Below are 18,129 nucleotides of genomic sequence, written 5' to 3'. Positions count from 1 at the left end.
TTATTTTAACAATTCCTTATTTATACGACCTATCAAAGCCGGGCCCTCGTAAATAAAACCTGTGTAAAGCTGCACCAGCGCGGCTCCGGCGTTAAGCTTATCCATGGCATCCTGTGCCGAATGTATGCCCCCTACCCCAATAATAGGAAACGCCCCGCCCGATACTTTGCGTAGATACGCGACAACTTCTGTTGAGCGTTGGGTTAACGGCTTGCCGCTTAAACCGCCGGTCTCGACCTTATGCGGAGATGAAAGCCCATCACGGCTAATGGTCGTATTAGTGGCTATAATGCCAGCTATACCTGTTTGTTTCACAATATCGGCAATGTCGTCCAACTGCTCATTAGTCAAGTCGGGGGCTATCTTTAGTAGTATTGGCCTGCTTATCCCGTTTTTATTATTACGCTGTTGCAGGGTGTTAAGCAACTGCATTAGCGGTTCTTTTTCCTGCAATTCGCGCAAGCCGGGTGTGTTGGGCGAGCTTACGTTTACCACAAAATAATCCACCACATCAAACAACCTGTCGAAGCATTTGATGTAATCACTCACGGCATCTTCATTGGGAGTAACCTTGTTTTTACCAATATTACCGCCAATAATCAGAGCCTTTTCGCCGGGTTTTAAATTCCTGCGATAGCTGGCAATACGCTCGGCTGCTACATCTACCCCCAAGTTATTAAAACCCATGCGGTTAATAAGGGCTTCATCAGCAGGCAACCTAAACATGCGGGGCTTGGAGTTGCCGGGCTGTGGTAATGGCGTAACAGTGCCTACCTCTACAAAACCGAAACCAAGCTTACCCATTTCACTTATCAACTCGGCATTTTTATCAAAGCCGGCTGCAAGGCCTACAGGATTTTTAAATTTCAGGCCAAAAACCTCGCGTTCCAACTTGGCGTCATCAACGTCCCAAATGGCCTTGCTTAGTGCCGAACCACCCGGGAAACGTGTAAAGCGCTTTAAATTGCGGGTTACAAAATAATGCACCTTCTCGGGGTCGAACAAAAACAGCAGCGGTTTGAGCAGTTGATACATGGGGGCGAATTTACCGTTTTTAATTTTTATGCTGATGCAAAATATTGTAATTTGCCCATCAATATACCTAAAAACGAACAACCCAAAATGATTGCCAACTCTCGCCGCAACTTTTTAAAAACTGCATCTGTAGGTGCTATTGCCGCCATCAGCATTCCCGAAATTGTATCGGCATCTGCCGGCGCTTACGCTGCAAAAAAAGTAGCTATCGAAGCAAATGACATCATTCTTTTTCAGGGCGACTCGATAACCGACTGGGGCCGCGACCGTAAAGCAACCGAGCCAAACACCACAAACATGTTGGGTACCGGTTATGCCCTGCTTACTGCTGCTGAATTGATGGCTAAACATGCCGATAAAAATTTAAAACTGTTTAACCGCGGCATTGGCGGCAACAAGGTTTACCAGTTGGCCGAGCGCTGGGACACCGACACCCTTGCAATTAAACCCAACATATTAAGCATACATATTGGCGTAAACGATTTTTGGCATACCCTAACAAGTGGCTACAAAGGCACCATTGATACGTATATAACCGACTACCGCAAACTGCTTGACCGCACCAAAAGGGAATTACCTAACGTTAAATTGATTATTGGAGAACCTTTTGCATTGCAGGGCACTAAATCTGTAAATAGCTCATGGTATCCAACGTTTGATTTGTTCCGCAAGGCTGCCCGCGATATTGCTGAGCAATACAACGCACCGTTTATCCCCTATCAAACCATATTTGATAAAGCACTTAAAGCTGCTCCTGCAACCTATTGGACGCTTGATGGCGTACACCCAAGCATTGCCGGCGAAAAGCTGATGAGCGAGGGATGGCTGGCTACTGTTAAGTAGGAGTTAGTTATCAGTTATTTGTGAGCGGTTATCAGTTTTGATTTAAGATCTTTATAGCTTAATCATCAATTGGTAAACTGTTTGCGGCGGGCTTTGAGGCGGCTTCCAAAAAGCGTATCTTTGCCGCCAAATGATCGCTATAAATAACCTTACGTTCGAGATTGGTGCAAGGGCCTTATATGATGAAGCCAACTGGCATATAAAACCCGGAGAAAAAATTGGCCTTATTGGTGCCAATGGTACCGGCAAAACCACTTTGCTTAAAATCATTGTTGGAGATTACACGCCAACATCGGGCACTATATCCATGGCTAAGGACCTTACAATGGGTTACCTTAACCAGGATTTGCTTTCCTACTCGTCTGATAAGAATATTGTACACGTGGCAATGGAGGCTTTTGAGCGCCAAAACCAGCTGCATGACGAGATCGAGACCCTGCTTAAAAAACTGGAGACGGATTACAGCGAAGACCTTTTAAATAAACTGAGCGACAAGCAACACGAATTTGAACTGCTTGACGGTTACAATATCGAATACAAGGCACGCGAAATTTTAGCCGGTTTAGGCTTTAGCGATGAAGATTGCGCGCGCAAGCTGAGCACGTTTTCGGGCGGGTGGCGCATGCGCGTAATGCTTGCCAAGATCCTTTTACAGGCTCCGGATATTTTATTGCTGGATGAGCCTACCAACCACCTCGACTTACCGTCTATCCAGTGGTTGGAAGATTACCTAAAATCTTTTAGCGGCGCTATCATCATTGTATCGCACGACAGGTGGTTTTTAGATAAAGTGATTAACCGCACGGTTGAATCGCGCAAAGGAAAGCTTACCGTTTATGCGGGCAACTATTCTTTCTACCTGGAAGAAAAAGCCCTGCGTGCCGAAATTCAACGCGGCGAGTTTAAAAACCAACAATCTAAAATTAAACAGGAAGAGCGTTTGATTGAGCGTTTCCGTGCCAAGGCATCTAAGGCAAAAATGGCGCAGTCACGTATCAAGATGCTTGATAAGATGGAGCGTGTAGAGGATGTTGACGACGATAATCCTGAAGTGAACTTCAGCTTTAAGTTCAGCAAGCAATCCGGCAGGCACGTGGTAACACTTGAGCACATAACCAAAAAATATCCAACCATAGATATTTTGGATGATGCCGAAGCTGTTATTGAAAAAGGCGATAAAATTGCATTGATTGGTGCCAACGGTAAAGGTAAATCTACCTTGTTACGCATCGTTGCCGGTGCCGACACCGAATATAAAGGCACTGCGCAAACCGGTCACAATGTATCGCAAACGTTTTTCGCGCAGCACCAGTTAGAGAGCCTGCACCTGGAGAACCAAATATTACAGGAGCTGCAATCTTTCGCGCCAAAACATAGCGATACTGAACTTCGTTCGATATTAGGATCATTCCTTTTTACGGGCGATGATGTATTCAAAAAGATCAAGGTATTATCGGGTGGTGAAAAATCCCGTGTGGCTTTGGCCAAGGCACTTACTGCAGATGCAAACTTCCTCGTACTGGATGAGCCTACCAACCACCTGGATATGGCCTCGGTTAACATCTTGATACAGGCACTGCAGCAATATGAAGGTACGGTGATTGTGGTATCGCACGATAGGTATTTCCTGGACAATGTTGCCAACAAGATTTGGTTTATCGAAGATCAGAAGATAAAACAATACCCGGGCACGTATGCAGAATACGACGAGTGGTATGCCAACCGCAAGCTTGACCCTAAAGCTGCGCCTGCGCCAAAACCAAAGCAGGAAGAAAAAAAGCCTGAACCTGTAAAACAGGAGCAGACTGAAAACAGATCGCAGCAACTTAAAAAGCTTAATCAGGAATTGGGTAAGATTGAAGAAAAGGTTGCAACGCTCGAAAAAGAAATTAAAGCATTCGAGGGCCAATTAAACGACCCTAAGCTATACAACGAAACGCAAAAGCTGAAAGACATTAACCAGAACTACCAGATCAAAAAACTGGAGCTTGGCGAGATCCAGCAAAAATGGGAAGCCCTCGCCGACCAGATCATGGAACTGGAAGCATAGATTTTAAACAGGCAAAGCATAAAGCTTTGCCTGTTTTGTTTATATTGGTTGATCAATTACCATTACTGAATTGCCTTGTCATTATAAAACATTATCCTACTGGGTTATCGCCACAAGTGGCCTTATTCCTATTGGCATCGGGCACGGCGTTATGCCCATTATCATAGCTGAAGCAATCGGCATTATAGGCCTCCCGGCCATTCATTTAAATTCATTTTGCTTTGGATGGGGCTGTAGTTATGATCAATCTATTTTTGCAGCAGCAATTTTAATTGCTATAGGGCAAACCACCCTGTTAATTGCCAATATCAAAGAATCAAGTCCTGTACGGCTTATAGCTTTGGGATTTTTATTGTACGGATTTTTATTTCTTTGCCATAACTTTGACAACACATCAGGCTTTACCTTTACAGTGTCTTTTCCTTTTTTAATAGTTGTGTGTTTATTAATTTTTAAGTTACTACGGAAATGGCAATATAATCGAAGTTTGGAAAAGATTAGCTGACCACTAAATACAATACATAATTAAGACCTAATGCCCTATCACGATAAACGCCTTACCTGGCTGGTAATAATTTCGAGCTGGCTTATATTCATTGATGCCGGACATGGTATCGGACCTGTATTGCTATTCGAAATAGGACAGATTATAAATTTCTCTACTTATAGTTATGACTTCCGTTTTTGCTGGAATTGCAGTTATAATCAGTTTTTACCTGTGGCGATGTGCCTGATTTTTCTTGGTCGTGTAACTTTAATTATAGCAAACTTAAAAGAGTTGCATAGGACAAGAGTAGCCGCAATCTTATTGATGTGTTTTGGATTAATCTACCTGTGTCGGAAACTTGATGCTACCTCATGGTTTACAATTACTTTTTCATTACCGTTTGAGATATTATGCATCGCGCTTATTATCAAACTATGTGCTGATAGTTATGTATTTAGCAAACGAAATAAGTAGTCTTGTTCGGTCAAGGCCAACATTGGCAAATTGCTTAGCCCGTACTTTGTTGCTATCTTTATCACATGCCACTTACAAAACAGAGCGTCATTGCGAGATACGAAGCAATCTCCCCTATGAAATGGTTTGAAAAGCTCAAGGATTGCTTTGTACCTCGTAATGACGTAGGGAATATTAAGGCAGTGCTTAGCCTTCTGTTTTTGTTCCTGTCAACCACTGCATCAGCCCAAACTTATAATAACACAGTTTACCGGCCCGAGATTAAGTCTGTTGAATTTTACAAGTCGGACAAAGAAGGGTCGTTCCCAATTATCACCCTTGATGCAGGCGAAACCGTAACCCTTGGGTTTGATGATTTAAAAGGCGGTAGCCGTACGCTTAATTACACGCTGGAGCATTGCGATGCAGACTGGAACTTGTCGCGCCTGTCGCCTGCCGAGTATCTGCAATCTTTTACAGACGACCGTATTTTTGATTACACCTACTCTACCGCTACCTTTCAAAAATACTCTCATTACGAAATTAAGCTACCCAACAATAACATTGCGCCAAAACTACCTGGCAACTATGTACTGAAGGTGTATGAAGACAACGATCCCACAAAGCTGTTAATTACCCGCCGTTTATACGTGGTAAGAAAGCGCGTATCAATAGCGGCCAATGTGCTACCATCAAACAATGTTGCGCTGCGCCGCAGTAATCAAAAAGTGAATTTCACTATAGATTATGCAGGCCTCAACGTACAAAATCCCCATCAAAACATGCGTGCCCTGGTGATGCAAAATGCCCGGCCGGAAACCGGCAGGATGAACAACACACCTACTTATATACGCGGCACACAATTGGTTTTTAATGATGTAAACATTAACGACTTTGCAGGCGGCAACGAGTTTCGTCACTTTGATACACGCTCGTTGAGGCTTAATTCTGACAGGGTAGCACGTATTTACCGGGATACCGCCAACACCGTAATGCTCCTGGGCGACCCGGTGCGCAACAGCCCCAACTATTTGTTGGTTTATGACAACGACGGTAAGTTTTTCGTGCTAAACCAAAACGGAAATGATCCGCGTGTTGATGCCGATTATGCGCACGTATATTTTACCCTGGCGGCCAACAAGCCCGATAATGAAGGCACACCATATATTGTAGGCCAGTTTAATGATTATAAAATTGATGAGAACAGCCGCCTGCAATATGACACACAGGGCCGGTATTACACCAACCTTTTCTTAAAGCAAGGGGTGTATGATTACCAGTATGTATGGGTAAGCAGTGCTACAAACAAACCTGATTACATAACCCTGGAAGGCAGTTATTTTGAAACTGAAAACGATTATCAATTGCTGGTTTACTATCGCCCACCGGGAGCGCGCTGGGAAGAACTGGTAGGCTATGCCATGCTGAATACGGCTAAACAGCAATAATACAATGCACGCATAGTATTATCTGAACGGAAAACTTATCTTTGCCGCATGGAAGGAAAATCGCCAAAGGCATCGTTAACTATCATGAACGAACTGGTATTACCCAATGATACCAATACATTTAACAACCTTATGGGCGGGCGCCTTTTGCATTGGATGGATATTGCAGCAGCCATATCTGCGCAAAAACATTGCAACAGGGTTGTGGTAACAGCTTCTGTAGATAATGTATCTTTCCACCATCCTATAAAGCTTGGCGATGTAATCACTATCGAGGCCCGCGTTACCCGTGCTTTCAATACATCGGTAGAGGTGCGTATGGATGTATATGCCGAGAACGTGCCGTCGGGCATGAAGATCAAAAGCAATGATGCCTTTTACACCTTTGTTGCGCTTGATGAAAATAACAAAACCATTCCGGTGCCACCCCTCTTGCCTGAAACTGAAGACGAAATTGAACTTTATGAAGGTGCGCTTCGCCGCAGGCAGTTAAGGCTTGTACTTGGCGGCCGCATGAAGGCAGACGATGCTACCGAGTTGAAGGCACTATTTTTTGCCGAAAAATAAAAAGGGTAGCGTTAGCTACCCAGTTCTAATATTCTGTCAAACTCTTCGGGCTTAACGGCCATTACCGATAAGCGGCCCTGGCGCACCAGGCCAATATCTTTAAGGCGCTCATCAGCCTTTATCTGCTCGAGTGTAACTGTTTTTTTAAGGCTTTCAACAGGTTCAAGGTCAACCACCACCCAATTTTTATCGTCGGTAGTAGGGTCCTGGTAGGCCTCTTTAACCACACGGGCTATGCCTACAACTTCTTTACCTTCATTGCTATGGTACCAAAGCACCAGGTCGCCTACCTGCATACCGCGCAAATTATTGCGGGCCTGGTAGTTGCGTACGCCATCCCAAAAGGTGCGGCCCTCTTCATTAAATTTATCCCAGCTATATTTAAACGGTTCCGATTTTACTAACCAATGGTTCATCTATAAAAGCATTCAGCGTGTTAATATATGTAAGTCTGAACAGGAGCAAATTTCACAAAATGCGGCGATAATCAAAAATTTTAAAACGCACGGATTGCATTATACCACTCACGGAAAACATTTTCCGTTTTGGTTAATTTATTTAACAAACAACAAATGATGGACAACGATAAACACGAAGAAATATACAAGGAATTTAAAGACACGGTAAACATGACCGCATCCCAATTAGAGAAATGGTTAAAAACAGACGAATCTAAAGCTGTTGGTTGGGACAGTGGCGACGGCGAATCGGTAGGTCATAAATCGGGTGAGCATATCATAAAAATCCTTAATAAGAAAAAGGACGAGCTTACCGAACCCGATTATAAACACATGCAAAAAGTAAATAGCTACGTTAAGCGGCACATGGCGCAACGCCCAAGTAAGCCCGAAAACTCTAACTGGGATTATTCGCTAAAAAACTGGGGGCACGACTATTCTAAAAAGTAATAGTACTATTGCCTTATTGTCACTTAAAGTCGCGTTTTACAAACTTGTGGTGGAGATATTCGGACTATCCTACGCTTATATAGTTAGGAAATTTCCAGGCAGGATAGTATTTCTTTTTAACATACTTAAGGAAGCTGAAAAAATTACGCCGGAAATAATCCGGCAAAAAACAAAAAGAAATGCGCAGTGGCAATAAATATATTCATGACAGGCTGGTTGTTGTGATACGGCAAATATAATCTAATTTCCAACACACGCTAAACCATTGTAAATTTGATATCTATAATGTTATTTAGGCTGACCAACCTGCGTCTGCATAATGGAACGTATACAAAAGAGAACGGCTATTAGTCGTTCTCTTCTGTTTCTGCAGGTTTTTTGGTTTCGGTTGATACGCTCACTTTTGTCGCACCGGCCCGGGCAGTTGCTACGGCTTTGCCCACTTCGCCAAGGCCCTTGCTGTCATATATTTTCATAGCGGTTACAATGTCTATGGCCTGCCTTGTTTGCTCTTCGGGGATAGGTACAAAGCTCAGGAAGTTGATCTTAACACCTTTTGATGCCAGCAACTTGTTAACATCGTCCAGCAGCTTGGTTTCAAAGTCAGCCTGAGAGAATTCAACAATGTCTTCATCGATCAATAAATCGCGGGCAACCTCTTTTATACGTTTATCGATAACCGAGTTCTCGGCCGTTTCATAGGCCTTTGCCGAATTAGCCTCACTATCGCTGTCTGAATTAATTTTACCCAGGTACTTGGCCTCTCCCACGTAATCTATCGCGTTGGTAATCGAGTAATCGTAGGTAACTTCGATCTTGGCCATTACACGGTTCTTAAACGCCGATTTAAACACGCTTTCGCCCTGCATAGGGTAATCGGGCACGGTTACTTTGTATGAGCACATACCAATTCCTTTGGGCAGCGTTTCGCCGGCCTTAATCAGCTTCCATGATACGCCGCAGTTATCGGTATAAAGGGTTTGCACATTTGATTGTGCCCTATCGCACGATGAGGCGAAAATTACAGCAGCGCTTACAGCAAGTAAAGCAAGGGGTTTTAGGTTTTTCATTTTAACAAGCGTAAATAAGGGTCAAATAGGTTAGTGTAATATTTTAAACATCAGTTCTTTCATTAGTGCACCCGGCCCCGCATTTGACTCTACCCCTTTGCTTTTCAGATCGTACTCGCGCAGGTAGCTTATCACCTGGAAGGTTTTGCCAAGGTTGTAACCTTTTGCAGCCTGCTCATAATCCTTCACAAAATAAGGGCTTATGCCCAACTCTTTTGCAAGGCCCTGCGGTGTTTTATCTTTAGCGTAGTGATACGCCAGCACCTTACTAAAAAAATTATTAAGGTTACCCAATACCAGCACTATGGGGTTTGCTTTGGGGTTGGCTTCAAAGTAATTCACTATCTGGTTTACTTTATAAGCATCCTTACGGGTCAACGCAGCCTGCAGCTCAAACACATTATATTCTTTGCTGATGCCGATGTTGTCCTGAATGTGTTTTAGAGTGATCTCCTCGCCTTTTGTTACATTGAGCATCAGTTTGTCCATCTCGTTTGAAATCTTGGAAAGGTCGTTCCCCAAATACTCTGATAACATGGCTGATGCCTGCTGCCCTATTTTATATCCCTTGCCGGTTACATAGCCCTCAACCCAGGCAGGTATTTTATTATCATACAACGTGGCCGACTCAAACACCAGCCCGTGTTTGTCCATCGCTTTGTAGGTTTTTTTGCGTTTATCAAACTTGCCGTACTTGTAGCAAAAAACAAGTATTGTGCTTGGCAGCGGGTTTTCGAGGTAGGCCAATACGGGATTGATGCCTTTGCCTTCATCATCCTTGCCCCACTTCATATCCTGCGCTTCCTTAACTATCACCACCTGATAATCGCTCATCATCGGGTAGCGCTTGGATGCATTAATTACCGTCATGATATCAGTATCCTTACCATATAGCACCGTTTGATTAAATCCTTTTTCGGCATCGCTTAAAAGTTTATGCTCAATGTAGTTGCCAATCAGATCAATAAAATAAGGCTCATCGCCGTGCAACAAGTACACAGGTTTAAACTTGCGGGCTTTAAGGTCTTTTATAATCTCGGGAGCAGTCATGAGAGAAGTTAAAAGTCAAAAGTATAAAGTCAAAAGTATAAATGGAGAATTTGTTGAATAATCCAAATCAAATCCGTGGGTCGGCTGGCCCTTAACCTATTTAATCAGGAAGTACCTCTTTTGAATTTTGAATTTTTACTTTTGCACTTACAATGCTTCAGCCGCTTAATTTACCACCCTACCCTTTCAAAATTACCGATGATAATGGCAAGCTTACCTTGTTTGACGAATTGCGCAAGCGCACCATCATTATAACGCCCGAAGAATGGGTGCGTCAGCATTTTGTGCAATACCTCATCAGGCACAAAAATTATCCTAAATCATTGATAAAACTGGAAGGCGGGCTCAGGCTTAACGGCCTGGCCAAACGTACGGATATCGTGGTTTTTAATTCGGCAGGCGAACGAATTTTGCTTGTAGAGTGCAAAGCGCCATCGGTGGCCATTAGCCAGGCAACTTTTGATCAGGCTGCGCGCTACAACATGGTGCATAAGGTAAAATTTATGGCAGTTAGCAATGGCTTGCAGCACTACTATTGCAACATTGATTTTAACAAGGAAAACTATACATTTTTACAGGAACTGCCCGATTATAAACTGCTTTAAACGGTAGCCACAAGGCTTTGAATCTTTTCCATCAGTTCATCGGGTTTAAATGGCTTAGCTACATAACCATTCATACCGGCGGCGGCTACCTGGTCTTTAATATCAAACAACGCAGAGGCCGTTAAAGCGATAATAGGGATATTGGCTTTTGCAGGATCAGCCATTTTGCGGATCTCTTTTGAGGCATCAAAACCGTTCATGACAGGCATCTGCAGGTCCATCAGTATGATGTCGAAGTTACCATATTGAACAATCTCCACTGCACGCTCGCCATTATCGGCAATAGTTGGCACTATCTTCCACTTTGAGAAAAGCTTCTTCATCAGCATAACGTTTACTGGGTTATCCTCTGCTATGAGTACACGCAATTCATTGTTTAGCACCTCAGCTACTTCAGGTGCCTGGACAGGCGGCGGTGTTGGCGCATCGGGGGTTGATGTTACACGCCCGTTGCTATTTGCCGGTACAGAAAATGCGGATGGCGTCGCTGCCGTTGCTTGTGGCTTTGGCACAAAACGGCGTTCTGATGGCACTTCTGTAGCAACCGGGAACTCCATATTGAATAAAAATTCGGAGCCTTCACCAACGGTACTTTTCACATTCAGTTGAACACCTTGCAGCTCCATCAATCGCTTAACAATGGCCAAACCAAGCCCAGTGCCACCATACTGACGGGTTGTGCTTATAGACTCCTGAGTAAATGGCTCAAATATGCTCTCAAGGTTTTCTTTCTTAATGCCTATACCGGTATCCTTAACAGAAAAACCAACGGTTATCATGTTATGCCTGTCCTCCAGGCAGGTTACCCTAACGCCAACGCTACCTTGCGAGGTAAATTTAATGGCATTACTAACCAGGTTAAAAATAATTTGGGTGATACGTGTAGGGTCTCCGAAGATGATCTTCTTTCGTAACGAGCTATCAACATCAAGCTTAAAGAGCAAGCCCTTTTCTTCAGCCTTTATAATTTGCCCGCCGCAAATGTTCTGCATCAACTCTACCAGGTTAAACCTGATCTTTTCAAAGACGATCTTGCCCGACTCGATCTTGTTAAAGTCTAACACATCGTTCACAATGGCCAGCAAGTTATTTGCAGAAAACTTTAGGATCTCGAGGTTCTCATTCTGATCAGCCCTTGGGTTATTCATCATCAGCAAATTGCTCATGCCGATAACCGCGTTTAAAGGGGTGCGAATTTCATGCGACATGGTCGACAAGAATTCTGCCTGTGCCTGAGATGATTTCTCGGCCTTTTGGATAGCTTTTTCAAACTTGATGTTCAGCGCAGCCTGTTCCTCGCCGGTAGCCTTTAACTCGCGGATATTTTTTATAAACGCTGTGTACAAGTGACTGTGGATGAAGATGATAAGTATAAAGTTGGCAAAGACACCTATTATCTCTGTTGCATCATCAGTACGCTCGGGCTTAAAATCGAAAAAGAAGCTATGGTCATAGGCCATAACCATAAACAACAGCACAGGCAACACATTTAGCAAGGAGAAAAACATACCCCAGTTTTGGCCCAGCATATAAAAGCTGAACATGATAACCAGGATGATAATCTGGATGGTGGTAATAGGTACCTGCTGTGTTAAATAAAATACGGTAAAAAGGTTTACAACTGTGCCAGTTACCAGCAAAATGTGCGATATTATGCGCCAGTCGGGCTTGTAAGTTAAGTACTTAAATAACCCTGCCAGTATAACCATCATAACTGCAGCAGATGCACTCATGTAAGGCAAATGCTGCAGGTAAACGCTTATAAAAAGCGCCCCCATTGCAATAAAGGCCAGCACCATGCCATAGTAAAGCAGGCGAATACGTGCCTGGTCAAGAATGGATTGATCCTTATTTAGAATTTTATAAATTGAAAAATTAAAAAAACTCACTGCCTGGGCTAAATACTTTACTGTGTGATTGTTTACCTGGTTTACAATTGGTTGATTAAATATATAAATTAAATCCCAACTATAGTGTAAACTGTACAGTAGTATTGCAATTAGTTTGCCAAAGCCGCCAGATTGTCCTCTATGATCTTCAATTTAGCCTCTGCATCGGCACGCTTCTTTTGTTCGTTCTCAACAATTTCGGGTTTCGCGTTTGCCACAAAACGCTCATTGCCCAATTTGGCGTTTACAGATTTAAGGAAACCTATCAAATACTCTTTCTCCTTTTCGAGCCTGGCAGTTTCTTCTGCAACGTCAACAGCAATATTAAGAGTAACAAAAAACTCGTCTGTACCGCAAATAAAGCTGTTTGCGCCATTAATCGATTCGGTTACATACTCAATACTACTGATATTGGCCAGATGCTTTATTATAGTTGTATACTGGTTGTAGTTAATAGCCGAGTTGACCTTGATAGATAGCGGCAACGCTTCTTTTGGCGACAGCTGTTTGCTATTACGAATGTTACGCACCTGTGCAATTAACTGTTGCGCTACTTCGATCTCTGCATTTAATTGTGCATTGATTTCCCCGATTGCGGGTAGCTGGGCAACAATACAGCAATCCATTTCATTACGGGTGCCAAACAATTCGTCATGCCACAATTCCTCAGTAAGGAACGGCATAAACGGATGCAGCAGCTTCAAAATATTTTCGAAGTAAGCAATTGTTTTGCTGTACGTTTCGCTATCAATAGGATGCTGGTAGGCAGGTTTGATCATTTCCAGGTACCATGCGCAGAAATCGTCCCAAACCAGTTTATAGGTAGTCATCAACGCTTCCGACAAGCGGTACTGTGCAAAGTTGTCTTCTATCTCGGTAAGTGCCTGATTAAAACGGCTCCCAAACCATTCGATAGCTATTGCGTTTGGATTGGCAAGGCTATCATCAACCTGCCAGCCTTTTATCAGCTTAAAGGCATTCCATATTTTGTTTGCAAAGTTACGCCCTTGTTCGCAATAGCTTTCGTCGAACATTAAGTCGTTACCCGCGGGCGAGCATAGCATCATACCAACACGCACGCCATCGGCGCTGTACTGGTTTATTAAATCCAGCGGATCGGGCGAGTTGCCTAATTGCTTTGACATTTTCCGGCCCAGCTTATCCCTTACAATACCGGTTAGATAGACATTGTTGAATGGCTTTTGACCGCGAAGCTCGTGGCCCGCCATTATCATACGCGCCACCCAGAAGAACAAGATCTCGGGAGCGGTAACCAAATCATTAGTTGGATAATAATAGTTTATTTCGGCATTGTCCGGGTTGCGCACACCATCAAATACTGATACCGGCCACAACCATGACGAGAACCAGGTATCTACCACGTCTTCATCCTGCCTTAAATCGGCAGCGGTTAATGCCGGGTTCTTCTCTTGTGCAAGCTGCAACGCTTCTTCGGCAGTTTTGGCAACCACAATTTCGCCGTTTGGCAGATAGTAGGCCGGTATTTGTTGACCCCACCACAATTGGCGACTAATATTCCAGTCGCGCACGTTTTCCATCCAGTGGCGGTAGGTGTTTATGAATTTCTCGGGGATCAATTTTACCTCGCCGTTCAAAACGTAATCAAGGGCTGGCTGCGCCATTTCCTTCATTTTCAGGAACCATTGCATAGATAGCTTTGGCTCGATAGCCGCGTTGGTGCGTTCCGAAAAACCAACCTGCGATGTGTAATCTTCCGTACGCTCCAAGGCATCAGCCTCCTCGAGCATTACGGCGATCTTTTTACGGGCAGCAAACCTGTCTTCGCCAACCAGTATGGTGGCCTTTTCGTTCAGTTTGCCGTCATCATCTAAAATGTCAATTACAGGCAGGTTGTGGCGTATGCCCAGCTCATAGTCATTAAGGTCATGCGCGGGTGTTACTTTTAAACAGCCGGTACCAAAATCCATGGTAACGTAGTTATCCAGTATTACCGGAATTTCGCGGTTAATAAGCGGGATATAAACACTTTTGCCATGCAGATAGGTGTAACGCTCATCATTAGGATTTATACAAATAGCCGCATCAGCCATAATGGTTTCCGGGCGTGTAGTTGCCACTATTACATGCTGCGCAGATGGGGTATCGGCATTAGCAACCTCGTATTTTATGTAGTAAAGTTTCTGGTTTACCTCTTTACGGATAACTTCTTCATCGCTCACGGCAGTTTTACCCTGCGGGTCCCAATTTACCATGCGCACACCGCGATATATCCAGCCCTTTTTGTACAGGTGAATAAATATGTCGATAACAGACTCGGTCATGTCATCGTCCATCGTAAATTTGGTGCGGTCCCAATCGCATGATGCGCCAAGCTTTTTTAATTGCTCCAGTATAATGCCGCCGTATTTGGTTTTCCAATCAAGCGCGTGGGCTAAAAACTGCTGGCGGGTAAGGTCGGCTTTGTTGATACCCTGCTCTTTAAGCATGGCAACTACCTTGGCTTCGGTAGCAATACTGGCATGATCGGTACCGGGTACCCAGCAGGCGTTTTTGCCCTTCATGCGGGCACGGCGAATTAAAACGTCCTGTATGGTATTGTTTAACATGTGGCCCATGTGCAGCACACCGGTAACATTTGGCGGCGGTATAACGATAGTGTAAGGTTCGCGATCATCAGGCACCGACCTGAAAAAGCCTTTATCTAACCAGTACTTATACCATTTTTGTTCTGCTTGTTGGGCTGAGTATGTTTTAGCAATGTCCATAGCCCGCAAAAATAAGTATTTGCAACTAATACCAATTGCTATAATCGATATATCAATAACTAATTAAAAGCCACCGTTTGCTGATTTGCCTTATATAAAACATAATATCGTTTGGCAACAATAATTTTACAATACCGCGTTACTATATTGTAACACCCAATACAAGTATGAAAACGCTGCCTGCCAACCGTTTACTGGCTGTAATGTTCAGATTTTCGGGATTATCAACCTTGCTTAGCTGGTTTAACAAATAGGCTATTTGCAAGCTACTGTATTAATTTATTAGCTTTAACTTTTTACTAAATTGTTATGAAGTTAAAGTTTAATAATTTGATGCTGGCCGGCGCCCTGTGCCTGTCGGTAAGTGCTTTCGCTGCTGATGGCGGCAAACCGGGCAAAAAATCTGCCGGCGATCCCCCTAAAAAATTTATTGATCCGGCCAATATGGACATGTCTGTTAAGCCGGGCGACGACTTTTTTGAATATGCCAACGGCGGCTGGTTAAAGCAAAATGCTATCCCCGCCAAACAAACCCGTTGGGGTAGCTTCAACATTTTAAGGCAGGAAAATACTGACCGCCTTTTAAATTTGCTTAAAGAGGTTAGCGCAACAAAGGGCCAAACCAAAGGCAGCCTTAAACAACGCGTGGGCGATTTATACGCCAGCGGTATGGATAGCCTTGCCATTGAGAAAAAAGGCTACACCCCGATACAGGCCGACCTTGCCCGTATTGACAAAATAAACAGCATTGACGGTGTTGTAAACGAACTGGTTTATGACCGCATGAACGGCTTGGGCAGCCCGCTGTTTGGCTTTGGCGTAGGCCAGGATGACAAACACGTGGAGCGTTACATTGTGAACCTGCGCCAGGGTGGCACCAGCCTGCCCGATAGGGACAACTACCTGAAAGATGATGCCCGTTCGAAAAAAATTCAGGATGCTTTTAAAACGTATGCCACTGCCCTTTTTGCATTAACAGGCAGCAGCGCTGATGAAGCCGCGAAAAATGCGAACACAGTTTATGAGCTGGAAAAAGCGCTTGCCAAATCACAGCTAAGCCGTGTGGCACAGCGCGACCCCAACGTAACCTACAACAAATTTTCGGTTGCCGATTTCAGCAAAACCACCCCGCACTTAAACTGGGTAAAACTTTTGCCTATGCTTAAAGTTGCCGGCCAGGACACCATAATTGTAGGCCAGCCAACCTTCTTCAAGGATATTGACGGCATGCTTGCCTCAACACCTGTTGCCGACTGGAAAACTTACCTGAAATGGAACGTGCTTAAAAGTGCTGCAAGCGCGCTAAGCTCGCCGTTTGTTAAAGCAAACTTTGCATATAGCAGCGCACTTAGCGGCCAAAAGGTACAAACCCCGCGCGACGAGCGCATGAGCGGCCTTGTTGACGGCAGCCTGGGCGAATTGCTTGGCCAGCTTTACGTAGAAAAATACTTCACACCGGCTGCTAAGAAATACATGGTTGACTTGGTTAACAACCTTAAAGTTACCCTTGGCGACCGCATTAAACGCCTCGATTGGATGAGCGATGCTACCAAGCAACGCGCACTTAAGAAGTTGAACGCCTTTAGTGTTAAAATTGGGTATCCTGATAAATGGGAAGATTACGCCGGCATTGTCATCAATCGTGATGATTATTATGGGAACCTGAAAACCATATCTAAATGGCGCTACAATTATAACGTTACCCGCCTGGGCAAACCGGTTGATAAAACCCGCTGGGGCATGACACCGCCAACCGTAAATGCTTACTACAACCCGGTAAATAATGAAATTGCTTTCCCTGCCGGGATCTTGCAGTTCCCTTTCTTTGATTTTGGTGCCGATGATGCTATTAACTACGGTGGTATAGGTGCGGTAATAGGCCACGAAATGACGCACGGCTTTGACGACCAGGGCCGCCAGTATGATGCCGATGGCACCCTGCGCGACTGGTGGACCAAGGAAGATGCCGATAAATTTAAAGGCCGTGCAGACCAGGTGGTAAACCAGTACAATGCCTTTACTGTTCTTGATACTATGCACGTAAACGGCAAACTAACCCTTGGCGAAAACCTTGCAGATTTAGGTGGATTGAATGTAGCTTATGAAGCATTCAAGAAAACTAAACAAGGCAAATCAAACACCAAGATTGACGGCTTTACGCCCGACCAAAGGTTCTTCCTGTCGTGGGCACAGGTATGGCGCAGTGCACAACGCCCCGAGTCGGCCGCGCAAAGGATCCTGACTGATCCGCACTCGCCCGAGGAGTTCCGCACCAATGCACCTGTTGTAAACATGGATGCATGGTACGCCGCATTCGACGTTAAACCCGGCGACAAAATGTACAAAAAGCCCGAAGAACGTATTAAAGTTTGGTAGGCGTTTGGAGAGTGGTTTTATAAGCCCGGTTATGCCGGGCTTTTCATTATTCCTTAATAGTACTCTTCAACTCACTAAGTTTTGATAAAAGTTCAAGTGGGAACAAATTCAACTTTCTCATAGCCTTAAAAAGTGTTGAAAAATTTACAATTGGGCTTGTGAAAACTTTGTTGTAGACTTCAAATAATAATGTTTTACCTCGCCTCAAAAAAATCCATTTAGGGTAGGAAAGTACCATACCGTTAGTAAATTCCACATTAGCTCTTTCTAATTCTGATTGATCAAAGTCAGAAAAAAAACTTGCCAGTTCAGGTTCAACTAAAGAAAATATCTCATCTACTATTTCTTGGAGCTTACTAGCAGGTAAAGATTTTAATTTATACTCTTCGCCGACTGTAAGTTTAATACCATTAACGATAGGTGCTCTTTCTTTATCGATAAGAACAGCAAATACGTTCAAGGGATCAATTAAATAGTTTTCGATACTATACCTCCCAATTTTAAAAACACCGCCTGAGACATGATTACCACTATCCTCGTCTATCAACCCATGAACTATATTTTGTAGACCTGAATCCACCCTCGCGCTCGTCAGCGACGA

The 18,129-nt window shown here is 43.9% G+C and carries 15 protein-coding genes; 8 read left to right on the top strand and 7 right to left on the bottom strand.

Annotated elements, in window-relative coordinates; all coding sequences use genetic code 11:
- The gene (locus FPZ43_RS10550) at nt 1-1,035 is read right to left on the bottom strand and encodes a quinone-dependent dihydroorotate dehydrogenase (RefSeq protein WP_146381874.1); all 1,035 of its coding nucleotides are present in this window, start codon (nt 1,033-1,035) and stop codon (nt 1-3) included.
- 87 nt (nt 1,036-1,122) lie between these two features.
- On the opposite strand from FPZ43_RS10550, the gene FPZ43_RS10545 reads away from it, so the two are divergent.
- From FPZ43_RS10545 to FPZ43_RS10525, 5 genes are all read left to right on the top strand, one after another.
- Entirely contained in the window at nt 1,123-1,878 is a 756-nt protein-coding gene (locus FPZ43_RS10545) for an SGNH/GDSL hydrolase family protein (RefSeq protein WP_186461812.1), read from the top strand.
- Between the two features lie 130 nt (nt 1,879-2,008).
- Nucleotides 2,009-3,928: an ABC-F family ATP-binding cassette domain-containing protein gene (locus FPZ43_RS10540; protein ID WP_146381873.1), complete on the top strand. Its 1,920-nt coding sequence runs from the start codon at nt 2,009-2,011 to the stop codon at nt 3,926-3,928.
- Nucleotides 3,929-4,079: 151 nt separating this feature from the next.
- On the top strand, nt 4,080-4,433 hold the full coding sequence (locus tag FPZ43_RS10535; RefSeq protein WP_146381872.1) for a hypothetical protein: 354 nt from the start codon (nt 4,080-4,082) through the stop codon (nt 4,431-4,433).
- A 572-nt stretch (nt 4,434-5,005) separates the two neighbouring features.
- A complete protein-coding gene (locus tag FPZ43_RS10530) occupies nt 5,006-6,316 on the top strand; it encodes a type IX secretion system plug protein (RefSeq protein ID WP_146381871.1) in 1,311 nt (436 codons plus the stop codon).
- Nucleotides 6,317-6,364: 48 nt separating this feature from the next.
- Nucleotides 6,365-6,883 (top strand): acyl-CoA thioesterase, encoded by a 519-nt coding sequence (locus FPZ43_RS10525; RefSeq protein WP_146381870.1) that lies wholly within the window; start codon nt 6,365-6,367, stop codon nt 6,881-6,883.
- An 11-nt stretch (nt 6,884-6,894) separates the two neighbouring features.
- On the opposite strand, the gene FPZ43_RS10520 is transcribed toward FPZ43_RS10525, so the two are convergent.
- A complete protein-coding gene (locus FPZ43_RS10520) occupies nt 6,895-7,299 on the bottom strand; it encodes an EVE domain-containing protein (protein WP_146381869.1) in 405 nt (134 codons plus the stop codon).
- Between the two features lie 156 nt (nt 7,300-7,455).
- Here FPZ43_RS10520 and FPZ43_RS10515 point away from each other — a divergent pair, with 156 nt between their 5' ends.
- Nucleotides 7,456-7,791, top strand: a complete 336-nt coding sequence (locus FPZ43_RS10515) for a DUF3140 domain-containing protein (protein WP_261381053.1) — start codon at nt 7,456-7,458, stop codon at nt 7,789-7,791.
- A gap of 347 nt (nt 7,792-8,138) precedes the next feature.
- Here the strand turns inward: FPZ43_RS10515 and FPZ43_RS10510 are convergent, their stop codons facing one another.
- Nucleotides 8,139-8,861, bottom strand: a complete 723-nt coding sequence (locus tag FPZ43_RS10510) for a hypothetical protein (protein WP_146381867.1) — start codon at nt 8,859-8,861, stop codon at nt 8,139-8,141.
- A gap of 30 nt (nt 8,862-8,891) precedes the next feature.
- Nucleotides 8,892-9,911, bottom strand: a complete 1,020-nt coding sequence (holA, locus tag FPZ43_RS10505) for a DNA polymerase III subunit delta (RefSeq protein WP_146381866.1) — start codon at nt 9,909-9,911, stop codon at nt 8,892-8,894.
- 152 nt (nt 9,912-10,063) lie between these two features.
- Here holA and FPZ43_RS10500 point away from each other — a divergent pair, with 152 nt between their 5' ends.
- A complete protein-coding gene (locus FPZ43_RS10500; protein ID WP_146381865.1) occupies nt 10,064-10,516 on the top strand; it encodes a type I restriction enzyme HsdR N-terminal domain-containing protein in 453 nt (150 codons plus the stop codon).
- Here the strand turns inward: FPZ43_RS10500 and FPZ43_RS10495 are convergent.
- Nucleotides 10,513-12,405: an ATP-binding protein gene (locus tag FPZ43_RS10495; RefSeq protein ID WP_146381864.1), complete on the bottom strand. Its 1,893-nt coding sequence runs from the start codon at nt 12,403-12,405 to the stop codon at nt 10,513-10,515. The genes FPZ43_RS10500 and FPZ43_RS10495 overlap by 4 nt on opposite strands.
- A gap of 110 nt (nt 12,406-12,515) precedes the next feature.
- Nucleotides 12,516-15,152, bottom strand: a complete 2,637-nt coding sequence (locus tag FPZ43_RS10490) for a valine--tRNA ligase (RefSeq protein ID WP_146381863.1) — start codon at nt 15,150-15,152, stop codon at nt 12,516-12,518.
- 309 nt (nt 15,153-15,461) lie between these two features.
- Between FPZ43_RS10490 and FPZ43_RS10485 the strand changes: the two genes are divergently transcribed.
- Entirely contained in the window at nt 15,462-17,528 is a 2,067-nt protein-coding gene (locus tag FPZ43_RS10485; protein ID WP_146381862.1) for a M13 family metallopeptidase, read from the top strand.
- A gap of 46 nt (nt 17,529-17,574) precedes the next feature.
- Here the strand turns inward: FPZ43_RS10485 and FPZ43_RS10480 are convergent, their stop codons facing one another.
- Nucleotides 17,575-18,108 (bottom strand): hypothetical protein, encoded by a 534-nt coding sequence (locus FPZ43_RS10480; RefSeq protein ID WP_186461811.1) that lies wholly within the window; start codon nt 18,106-18,108, stop codon nt 17,575-17,577.
- Nucleotides 18,109-18,129 lie beyond the last annotated feature (21 nt).

The organism is Mucilaginibacter pallidiroseus (assembly GCF_007846085.1).
In the GTDB taxonomy this organism is placed as follows: domain Bacteria; phylum Bacteroidota; class Bacteroidia; order Sphingobacteriales; family Sphingobacteriaceae; genus Mucilaginibacter; species Mucilaginibacter pallidiroseus.
Note: the sequence above shows the minus strand (reverse complement) of the source record. Positions and strands in the feature narration are given on the sequence as shown.